The sequence below is a fragment of the Variovorax sp. 01T439_2 genome (genome assembly GCF_056398445.1).
This window is the reverse complement of record NZ_JBFTPJ010001185.1, coordinates 1-1,485: the sequence shown is the minus strand read 5'-3', so window position 1 is coordinate 1,485 and position 1,485 is coordinate 1. Positions and strand designations below refer to the sequence as shown.

General features: G+C 59.6%; 1 protein-coding gene and 1 pseudogene. Both read right to left on the bottom strand.

Annotated elements, in window-relative coordinates:
• Positions 1-227: 227 nt before the first annotated feature.
• Complete coding sequence (locus AC1DOC_RS33310) at positions 228-524, bottom strand: hypothetical protein (protein ID WP_018905027.1); 297 nt, start codon at positions 522-524, stop codon at positions 228-230.
• A gap of 92 nt (positions 525-616) precedes the next feature.
• Positions 617-1,485 (bottom strand): annotated as a pseudogene (locus tag AC1DOC_RS33305) (IS1595-like element ISVapa1 family transposase); the annotation flags it as partial.

Genomic DNA, 1,485 nt, shown 5'->3' with positions numbered 1-1,485 from the left:
GGCATGGACAGGGCTGCAAGGGCCCGGCCGTTCTTCTTCTCAGTCATCCGAGCGAGAAACGACCAGGAGGCTCATGAACAACGCCCCGAGGAACATGCCGACTAACAAGGTGAATGCTGTGATCACAATGGTCTCCGCTAAATTTGATATTTTCAAATCAAACGTAACCTTGTGTACGCATCCAAGTTACCTTTTGAATCGTTTTTGACGTGAAAGTGTGACTTTTGCTACACCTTGGGGCCGAAAGCCAGCGGCGCATCGTTGCTCTTGGGCGGACGGCCTGGATACAGGTACCTGGAATACTCGCCCGACTGGCCGTACAGCCGTGTCGCGAGTTCCACGGGGTCCTCGTTGCGGTGTTTCTCATAGAGCACAGGGCCCCAGATGATGAATCCATCGATGCTCAGTGAATGAGGTGCCGGCTCGATGGCCTTCCATGCATGTGCGAACTTTGAAATCCATGCCAGTGCTTCGGCCAGCGCATGGTTGCGAGCAGGGGAGGTGGTGGGTTCGGATCTCGACATGGCGGTTATCCTTTGTGAAAAGACTGTACAAATATAAGGGGTATCCTCTTAGCTCCAGAAGGTCTGAGTGACTGGATGAATATACAGTTATCCTATCCTTTTCGGCGCTGTTTTGCACCCGCCTGAATCACCTGCTGATAGGTCACCGGTGGGGTGACCACGGCCTGCTGCAAGAGTCGGTAGAACAACATGCCGCGCGAGCTTGAGGTGCGACGGTTGAAGCGGAAGACGAACTCATCGAGATAGGCGTCCAGATGTTCGGGCTGCACCGAGCCATGATGCGTACCCAGAATCCAGCGCTTGATCAGTGCGGCCACGCGGTGGACGCCGGCCATCGACACATGGGCCGGCACCTGCGAGCCGAGCACCACCGTGCGCTTGTGCTCATAGCCGAGATCCTTCAGTGAACGATAGGCCGCAGAGCCATCGGTGCGCACCTGGGCGCCTGGCTCAACGTTCTCCTGCACAAATGGGATCACATGGGTGGCGGAGTCCTTGGGGATGCGGCGCAGGCGGATCCGGCCGAATCCCTTGGGCTCCAGCACCTCCACAGCCAGGACGACGAGCACCTGAGAGGTACTGTTCTTGCGCCCCTGGGGAGAAATCGGATTCTCGCGGTCGCTCAGCGCCAGATAGGTCTCATCAACCTCGACCGTGCCCTTGAGCCGATCCCGCTCGGGCCGCACCATAGCGCGGCGCAAACGGTGCAGCATGGTCCAGGCGGTCTGGTAGCTGCCCAGGCCCAGCACACGCTGCAGGCCCAAGGCACTGACGCCTTGCTTCTGGTTGGTCAGATACCAAGCCGCGGCCAGCCACACACGCAGTGGCGTGCGGGTCTTGTCGAAGATCGTACCGGCAGTCACCGTGGTCTGGTGCTGTGCAGCTGCGGCACATCAGGCGGGTGCGGCTGGCACGGTACGCCCTGCGGCACATCAGGCGGGTGCGGCTGGCACGGTACGCC

Coding starts and splice junctions, on each gene's coding strand:
- AC1DOC_RS33310 (WP_018905027.1), bottom strand. CDS start 524: ATGTCGAGATCCGAACCCACCACCTCCCCTGCTCGCAACCATGCGCTG.